8 protein-coding genes and 1 pseudogene are annotated in these 8,554 nt (G+C 45.6%); 4 read left to right on the top strand and 5 right to left on the bottom strand.

Features of this window, described 5'->3' with window-relative positions; genetic code table 11:
* Positions 1 to 298 (top strand): annotated as a pseudogene (locus tag LNL84_RS12790) (hypothetical protein); the annotation flags it as partial.
* A 76-nt stretch (positions 299 to 374) separates the two neighbouring features.
* Here LNL84_RS12790 and LNL84_RS12785 read toward each other — a convergent pair.
* Both LNL84_RS12785 and LNL84_RS12780 read right to left on the bottom strand, forming a co-directional pair.
* Entirely contained in the window at positions 375 to 959 is a 585-nt protein-coding gene (locus LNL84_RS12785) for an alpha-ketoglutarate-dependent dioxygenase AlkB family protein (RefSeq protein WP_244357944.1), read from the bottom strand.
* A gap of 39 nt (positions 960 to 998) precedes the next feature.
* A complete protein-coding gene (locus tag LNL84_RS12780) occupies positions 999 to 1,895 on the bottom strand; it encodes a LysR family transcriptional regulator (protein WP_244357942.1) in 897 nt (298 codons plus the stop codon).
* 595 nt (positions 1,896 to 2,490) lie between these two features.
* On the opposite strand from LNL84_RS12780, the gene LNL84_RS12775 reads away from it, so the two are divergent.
* On the top strand, positions 2,491 to 2,736 hold the full coding sequence (locus LNL84_RS12775; RefSeq protein ID WP_244357940.1) for a hypothetical protein: 246 nt from the start codon (positions 2,491 to 2,493) through the stop codon (positions 2,734 to 2,736).
* A 49-nt stretch (positions 2,737 to 2,785) separates the two neighbouring features.
* On the opposite strand, the gene LNL84_RS12770 is transcribed toward LNL84_RS12775, so the two are convergent.
* Positions 2,786 to 3,640 carry an SMP-30/gluconolactonase/LRE family protein gene (locus LNL84_RS12770; RefSeq protein WP_244357938.1) on the bottom strand — a complete coding sequence of 285 codons (855 nt, stop codon included), beginning with the start codon at positions 3,638 to 3,640 and terminating at the stop codon, positions 2,786 to 2,788.
* Positions 3,641 to 3,782: 142 nt separating this feature from the next.
* Between LNL84_RS12770 and LNL84_RS12765 the strand changes: the two genes are divergently transcribed.
* Positions 3,783 to 4,322 (top strand): NUDIX domain-containing protein, encoded by a 540-nt coding sequence (locus LNL84_RS12765; RefSeq protein WP_244357953.1) that lies wholly within the window; start codon positions 3,783 to 3,785, stop codon positions 4,320 to 4,322.
* Between the two features lie 257 nt (positions 4,323 to 4,579).
* Positions 4,580 to 5,728 (top strand): iron-containing alcohol dehydrogenase, encoded by a 1,149-nt coding sequence (locus LNL84_RS12760; protein ID WP_244357936.1) that lies wholly within the window; start codon positions 4,580 to 4,582, stop codon positions 5,726 to 5,728.
* Positions 5,729 to 5,807: 79 nt separating this feature from the next.
* On the opposite strand, the gene gabT is transcribed toward LNL84_RS12760, so the two are convergent.
* Complete coding sequence (gene gabT / locus LNL84_RS12755; protein ID WP_244357934.1) at positions 5,808 to 7,079, bottom strand: 4-aminobutyrate--2-oxoglutarate transaminase; 1,272 nt, start codon at positions 7,077 to 7,079, stop codon at positions 5,808 to 5,810.
* A 44-nt stretch (positions 7,080 to 7,123) separates the two neighbouring features.
* A complete protein-coding gene (locus LNL84_RS12750; protein ID WP_244357932.1) occupies positions 7,124 to 8,551 on the bottom strand; it encodes an NAD-dependent succinate-semialdehyde dehydrogenase in 1,428 nt (475 codons plus the stop codon).
* Positions 8,552 to 8,554: the final 3 nt, after the last annotated feature.

Raw genomic sequence — 8,554 nt, 5'->3', positions numbered from 1 at the left:
AAGCCAGTTCAACTCTTTGCCACGTCCTGCAACGGTACTGGTTAAAGACGGCGAAGCTGAGCTAATCAAGCGTGCTGAAACAGTAGAAGATGTATTTGCGACGCAAATCCTTCCTGAGCGTTTTGTGAAAGCAAAAGCTGAGATTGAAAAGAAAATGGCTAAGCCAGCAGCTAAAAAAGCGCCTGCCAAAAAAGCGGCCGCTAAAAAACCAGCAGCAAAAAAACCTGCTGCCAAAAAGCCTGCGGCTAAAAAACCAGCAGCACGACGCACAACTCGTCGCGCAGCAGCTAAAAGCTAAGCCACTATACTAAGCTAAAAAAACCTCTCGCTACGCGGGAGGTTTTTTGTATCCAAACCTGCACAATATTTAAGCACTAGCTTTCATACACGTAGCGAAACGTTAAATTAATACGCTCTTGCTTAACGAGGCGCGTTTTAGGTACGTAATGCTGCCAATATCTCTGTGTATCATCGCTCATGATCAGCAAGCTACCGGGTGTTAATTCAAGCGTAATTTTCTGTTTGGTCTTTTTGTGCTTTAGATGAAAGGTTCGAGCCTCACCCAAACTCAACGAAGCAATGGTTGGCTTTTCCCCGAGTTCCGGTTCATTGTCGCTATGCCAACTATTCGAGTCTTTACCGTCTCTGTATAGGTTAACCAGTACAGAGTTAAACTCACTGTGCGCTACCTGTTCGCAGCGCTGTTTTAAAGTCAGCAGCAACGGCAACCAAGGCTTTGGCGACATCAGTAAGTTTGAATAGCGATAAGGTTTTTCACCATACCACGCCTGCAGTCTGGGAATAGGATGTGACTTTCCAAAGAGCTGAATGTGGTCTTGTCGCCACTCAACATCCTGACGCAGCGCCAAAAATAGCGATTGTGCTTCGTCTGCTGAAATAAAATCCGGCATCCAGAAAAGGCGGCCATTTGGCACTTCGTTCCAGCCTCTTGAGATCATGTCCACGACTCCCTGTTGCTTATATAATACACTGGCTCGTTAGCGCTTATTCTCTACGTGCTGCCTTATTCTTTGCTCAATATTGGTATAGCGTGTTGGCAACTCTCGATGCTGCTTTTTAATAAGGTAGAGTGTTTCGGAAACATTCGCTTTCTGCTGATAGACGTACAGTTTTTTCACCAACGGCGACGCCGCGATCGCACTTTGCGGCAGTACTGTAAATCCGAGACCTTCAGAGATAGGTAACAAAATTTGGTTTAGCTGATTAATGTAGCTGACGATCTTTAAACTCTCTGGGTTAAGATTTGTAAGTGCGTCATCTTGGCAGCGCCCAAGATAAAGACGTAAATAGTGCAGCGCATCGGGATGCGATACCAAACCAATACTGGCTAGGTATTCCGCAGTCAGAGTCTCCTTTTTTGCCGCGCTAGGCAGCACTAAACACAAAGGCTCTTCGCCAATGTGTTCACTAACCACATTGCTTGTCATTGCTTTGTCGGTGACGATTCCGAGATCCGTGTGCCCAGCGGCAACGCTTTCCAGAATCCTCTGATTTGGCGCCACTTCTAGCTGGGTGTGCAGCTCTGGATGCTCAGTTTGAAGCTCAATGAGCATTGGATAGAGCCACAATGCCGTCGTACCCGAGCACGACACTTTACAGGTGCCAGCAAACGGGTTATCAAAGCTCAGGCTTTCAAGCAAATCGGACTGTTGCAATTGGGTTTTCACCGCGTAATCGTAAACTCGCTTACCTTGTTCGGTGACTTCAAAACTCTTGTTAATACGTTTAATAAGCGCATAGCCACAAGCGTTTTCCAACTTTTTGATATGCTGACTCACACCAGGCTGAGTCATAAAAAGTGTTTCAGCGGTTTGTGTAAAATGACCAATTTCCACAAGTGTTTTAAATGTCTTTAACCACGCTGGATTTAACATAGCCTTGCGACCTCTTATCTATATCGATAACAAAATATAATTACTATTGCTAATTATAATAAATATATCATTTCCTAGTCACCTTTTTACACGGCAATTGATCGTTCGCCGGTTACACCGTACCAACAGCGACGAGCAGTTTCAGGCAGGCAACGACGTAACTATTTCTATTGATCCAAAGAAATGCTCTTTGTTTGATACGCAGACCACACAGCGCATCTAACGATGCGTCACCCCCCTTTCACCCAGTTTGTCTTGTCCGGCAGCTGGGTGGTTTTTTCTATCCATTAACAAAACATCTTCCATTTTTCTTACACGCTTTTTCTCCTCAATTTATAAACTTTTTAGTCTCTTGCTTCGTAGAAACTAAAAAACCATACCAAGCTCGCATTTCAATGAACTCAGTTTTATACCGTATGGGATTTTTGAAGTCTCTCAATGTTTTGATTGATGTTTGCGTGTAACTTGATTGTTAAATAAAAACAAGAACATGTTGCAATGTTGAGATTATAAATAACAGGTTATTCAAAGACATTCCTATCGAAGTAGAGAGTGGCTAACCTTGAATAACGAGGTCGGTTAAGAGGAATGTGGTATGCAACAGTGCGAAATTAATATCTATGATATGCGTGATGAAAAAGAAGTCATCATTTTGAATATTGGATTTTCCGATACAACCAAGGCCGACTTTATGTGGAGCAATATGCCCACCACAACGTGCCGAGAATACATTTCACATCTGGTAGTGTCTGGTAATGTTGTCGCTAAGAAATACATCACTGAAGATGAGCTGAGCGAGATGAACCGAGCGACAAGAAACGAGCATACCCTGCTATGTTAGTCGCGCTCAATTTCGAGCACGACTACACTGATTGACGCTAAGTAACCATCTAGCCTTGAAGCTCCACCAATGGTTCACGCAAACCAGACACTGGTGAAGCACTCATCAATACTTGACCTTCGCTTTCACTGCCTGCAGCACTGGTGACGACCATCTGAGTCATATCTTCACCACCAAACCCTACCATGGTTGGGTTTTCTGCGGGTACAGACACCACTTGTAGCACTTCTCCGTTTGGCGAAATCTGTACAACCGAAGCACCTGCGTACATTGCAACCCAGTAGTTACCTTGTGAATCGACACTCGCCCCATCAGGTCGACCATCATAATCACTCAAATCTGCGAACAGTTGATTGTCACCGTAAGCGCCCGTTAACGAGTCGTATGAACAGCGATAAACCTTGCTTTCACCCGTATCCGCCCAGTACAGCCATTGACCATCCGGTGAGAATGCCAAGCCATTGCATGTCCACGCAAACATTGGCATTGCTTCGACTTTGCCATCTAAATGCAGTTGATGAAACTGGCCTTGATCGCCCTGTTTTGCACCGTTGCGAGTACCCGCGATGAAGCGCCCACCCGGTGCTGCTCGACCATCGTTGTAACGCATGCGTGGATATTCTGATACCAGTGGTGCCACAACTTGCTTCTCTGCAGCCCAAGAATCTAACAAATAAAGACCTGATTTTAGCGCGATAACATAACCAGACTCACCCGTCATAGCGAAACAACCAATCGGCTCACCAAATTCTAGTGTGCTGGTTTGTCCGTCTTTTAAACGCCACAGTTGGCCATTGGCAATGTCGACCCATAACCACGCTTCATAACGCCAATCCCATCTTGGGCATTCCGCTAAAGAAAAATCGCGATCAAGCATCGGTGTAAATTGAATTGAGTGTTGCATCTCTCATCCCTTCTCAGAGCTTTGATAGTAATTGGGCGCTACTTTAGCAAACTAAGCCCCCCTCTGGCGAGCGCTTAGCCGTAACAAAAACACCCATCGACTGTGTTACTCTACGACTCTCTGATAAGACAGGCATTTTACTATTATGAGCATTAAAACCCTCGACTCAAAGATCGTATACAAAAACAACTGGATGACCGTCAAAGAAGACATTATTGTACGTCAAAGTGGCCAACAGGGCCTGTACGGTGTGGTCGAAAAGCCCGACTGTGCGGTTATTATCGCCATAGACAATGGGCTTATTCATCTGGTGCAACAGTATCGTTACTCGGTCAAAGCTCGTTACTGGGAATTGCCTCAAGGCGCTTGGGAGTCTAACCCCGATGTCAATCATTTAACGCTAGCAAAAGGCGAGCTTCGAGAAGAAACGGGGTTGGTTGCCCTGTCTATGGAATACGTTGGAAAACAACTCATCGCCTATGGATTTCTTAATCAAACATGTCATATCTATGTGGCCAAACAGTTAACATTGGTTGACCGCGAGCTCGATAATGAAGAAGAAGATCTCATCACTCAAGCGTTTACTATTGAAGAGTTTGAATCCATGCTGGTTAACGGTGAAATCCAAGATATTGTTACCACCGGAGCGTACGGACTTGCCAAACTTAAAGGCTTCGTTTGAGTCAGTGACGAAGTTTTTGCTCTTCCTCACCAGTTAAAAGCATTCGATTGACGAATAATAGAAAGCTCGTCCCCTGCGTAATTCGAATGCAATGACAAGAGAACACCTGTAACTAATTGATTATAATATGTTTTTCATACCATTCACCTATATGCAACATGGTTAGATGTATTGATTCAAATCAGTTTTATTAATAAATCATCATGTTAGCTTCAAGTTGTGGAATTCATCACATTGAATAGCAGGGAGATTTATATATGAGCAGCACAATTATCCTACCATCAACAAACCTCATCGGTAGCGGTTGTTTAGAGCAGGCTTTAGATATAATTCAGGGACAAGGTTTTCAAAAGGCACTGATTGTCAGCGACGCAGTACTGAACCAAATTGGTGTCATATCCACTGTCCAAACTTTACTACAAGAGCGAAATATCGCCAGCGCTATCTACGATGGAACTCAACCCAACCCTACAATAAAGAACGTCGAAGAAGGCTTAGATCTTCTCGTCGATAACGAGTGTGATCTTATTTTATCGATTGGTGGTGGCTCACCTCACGACTGCGCCAAGGGCATAGCTTTATTAGCGACCAATGGTGGGAAAATAAAAGATTACGAAGGCGTCAACATCGCAGATAATGCCGCATTTCCATTGGTATCGATCAACACGACCGCTGGCACAGCATCAGAAATGACCATGTTTAGCGTGATCACTGACGAAGAGCGTGCGATCAAAATGGCGATTATTGATCAAAAAGTCACGCCAATGATTTCAGTCAACGATCCGAAACTGATGCTGGCGATGCCTGAGTCTCTAACGGCGGCAACGGGTATGGATGCGCTTACTCATGCCGTAGAAGCGTACGTCTCGATTGCCGCAAACCCAATCACTGATGCAGTCGCATTAAAAGCGATTGGTATGATCACGAAGTACCTTCCTATTTGCGTACACAGCGGCGATGATCTCCATGCTCGTGAACAAATGGCCTACGCTCAATTTATGGCAGGAATGGCCTTTAACAATGCGTTGCTAGGTTATGTTCACGCTATGGCCCATCAACTGGGTGCAACTTACCATTTGCCTCACGGCGTTTGCAACGCTGTGCTGCTGCCGCACGTCCAGCGCTTCAATGCTAAGGTTTGTCCGGAAAGGCTGTGCGACATCGCCGTAGAAATGGGCATTGACGTAAGCGTTCTTAGCCTACAAGAAGGTGCGGAGGCCGCAATTAGTGCGATTGAGAAGTTGTCACGATCTATTAATATTCCCGCCAACTTAACCGAGCTTAATGTACCAAAAGCAGATTTGTCCAAATTGGCAGAAAGTGCACTGCTCGATGTGTGCTGCATGACGAATCCAAGACAAGCAAGCCAGCAAGAAATCGAAAGTATTTTTGAAGCGGCAATGTAAGCCACGACATAAAAATAAGCATTAAAAAAAGGGACCTCAATGAGGTCCCTGTGTTTGCCTAGGGGGGAGTGACAAACGATTAGGCAAGCTCTAGTAGGATCTTCTCTAACCTATCAAGACCTTCTTCCAGAACTTCTGATTCAATGGTCAATGGTGGCAACAGTCGAATAACGTTCGCGCGCACGCCACACGACAGTAAGATCAGACCATTTTCTTGCGCTTTTCCAATCACAGCTTTCGTCAGGTCCTGTAAAGGTTGACCAGATTCAGGATCGGCAAATTCAATGGCCATCATTGCACCAATGGTGCGAATTTCGGCAATTTGTGGAAGCGACTTCTGTAATTCCGTCATACGACGATTAACGATTTCACCAATACCATTCGCTTTATTACACAAATCTTCTTCTTCAACGATTTTCAATACTTCTAAGCCAGCAACACAGCCCAGTGGAGAACCTGCATAGGTACCACCAAGGCCACCCGGAAGCGCCGAATCCATCACTGATGCTTTACCAACAACCGCCGAAATAGGGAAACCACCAGCGATGCCTTTTGCCATTGTCATCATGTCAGGTTCAATGTCCAGGTACTCCGTTGCAAACAACTTACCAGTACGTGCAAAACCCGTTTGGATTTCATCAGCAATTAGCATGATACCGTGTTGATCACACAACGCTCTTAGTGCTTTAGCAAAATCAACGGGAGCTTGATAAAAGCCACCTTCGCCTTGTACTGGTTCAAAAATGATCGCAGCGACTCTGCTTGGTTCAATGTCACAAGCAAACAGGTCTTGTAGAGCCTGAAGGCTATCCTGCGTTGAGATACCGTGCAACTCGTTTGGATAAGGGGCATGGAAAATCTCATTTGGGAATGGACCAAAACCAGCTTTGTAAGGTGCAATCTTGCCCGTTAGACCCATCGTCATGTTGGTACGACCGTGGAAACCACCTTTAAAGGCAATAACACCACTGCGCCCAGTATGAGCACGGGCCACTTTTACAGCATTCTCTACCGCTTCAGCACCGGTTGTTAGAAATATCGCTTTCTTAGCGCTGTCGCCAGGAGCGAGTTCTGTCAATTTTTCCGCAAGCTCGACGAAAGATCCATACGGCGTCACCATGGCACAAGTGTGCGAGAAGTTGTCTAGCTGCTCTTTCACTGCGTTAGTGATACGTTGGTTTGAATGACCCGTGTTGGTTACCGCGATGCCTGCAGCAAAGTCGATGTACTTGTTGCCTTCAATATCCCAAACATGGGCATTTTCCGCGCGCTCTACGTAGAGCGGGTACATCGCACCCATACCCTGAGCAATAACCTGGCTTCTTCTTTGGTGTAATTGTTGATTGTTCATTTTGAATCCTTTTCTTATCTTTTTACAGAAATTGGTCGACGTGCTTACATGCCACCAAAGCAGAGGTATTTGACGTCCATGTACTCGTCCATACCTAGCTTGGCACCTTCACGACCAATACCCGACTGTTTTACTCCACCAAATGGAGCCACTTCCGTTGAAATAATGCCTTCGTTAATTCCGACCATGCCGTACTCTAGTGCTTCAGCCACTTTCCAAACACGATGGATGTTCTGGCTATAGAAGTAAGACGCAAGCCCATAAATGGTGTCGTTAGCCATCTCGATCAATTCTTCATCTGTCTCAAAACTGATCACTGGAGCGACAGGGCCAAAAATCTCTTCCTGGACAATGTCCATAGTGTGTTTAACGTTTTTGAGCACGACAGGCTGCATAAACAGACCGTCCAATATCTTTAATTCTGTTACTGGTTGCGCACCTTGCTCGATAGCGCGGTCAATAATCGCTTGAATACCTTGCTTGGCCGCTTCATTGATGACTGGGCCAATCGTAACGCCTTCTTCAACGCCGTTACCCACTTTCAATGTTTGAACTGCGGCATCGAACTTACTTACAAATTCATCATAAACACTGCTGTGCACGTAGAAACGGTTAGCACACACACAAGTTTGACCAGCGTTACGGAATTTTGATGCTAGGGCACCTTGTACCGCAGCATCGATATCAGCATCATCAAACACGATGAATGGTGCGTTGCCACCTAGCTCCATTGACGTGCGCTTTATGTCGTTAGCACACTGTGCCATCAAGACACTGCCGACCTGGGTCGAACCTGTGAAAGAGAGCTTACGAATAAGAGGATGAGAGGTAAAAATCGCACCAATTTTACGAGAGCTTTCACCCAATACCACCTGTAAAACATCACGTGGCACACCCGCTTGATAGGCAAGTTCAGCGGTAGCAAATGCTGAAAGCGGCGTTGAATCAGAAGGTTTTACAACAAAACTACACCCTGCAGCCAGTGCTGGTCCCGCTTTGCGAGTAATCATCGCAATTGGGAAGTTCCAAGGCGTAATGGCACAAGCAACACCAATCGGTTGTTTGATGGTCACAACACGTTTGTCCGCTGTTGGACCAGGAACAGTATCACCATAACTGCGTTTTGCTTCTTCGGCGAACCACTCGATAAAGCTGGCTCCATAAAGGACTTCACCTTGTGCTTCTGCTAGGGGTTTACCCTGCTCAAGTGTCATGATTCGTGCCAGATCTTCTTTGTTTTCCAATAACAGCTCAAACCAACGGTGAAGAATGTTTGAACGTGTTTTCGCTGGCAGCTTCGCCCACTCTTTTTGTGCCACATGAGCTCGCTCAATGCTGCCCATCAGCGCCGACTCATCGGAAATGGGCGCATGGCCAACAATTTCACCAGTGGCCGGGTTAGACACTGCGACCGCTGATTCAGGTGCTGTCGCCATGAATGACAATAAGCTTTGGTTTTTTATGTGCTGCATAAG

Source organism: Vibrio gelatinilyticus, from assembly GCF_022836845.1.
GTDB classification, from domain to species: Bacteria; Pseudomonadota; Gammaproteobacteria; order Enterobacterales; family Vibrionaceae; genus Vibrio; species Vibrio gelatinilyticus.
Note: the sequence above shows the minus strand (reverse complement) of the source record. Positions and strands in the feature narration are given on the sequence as shown.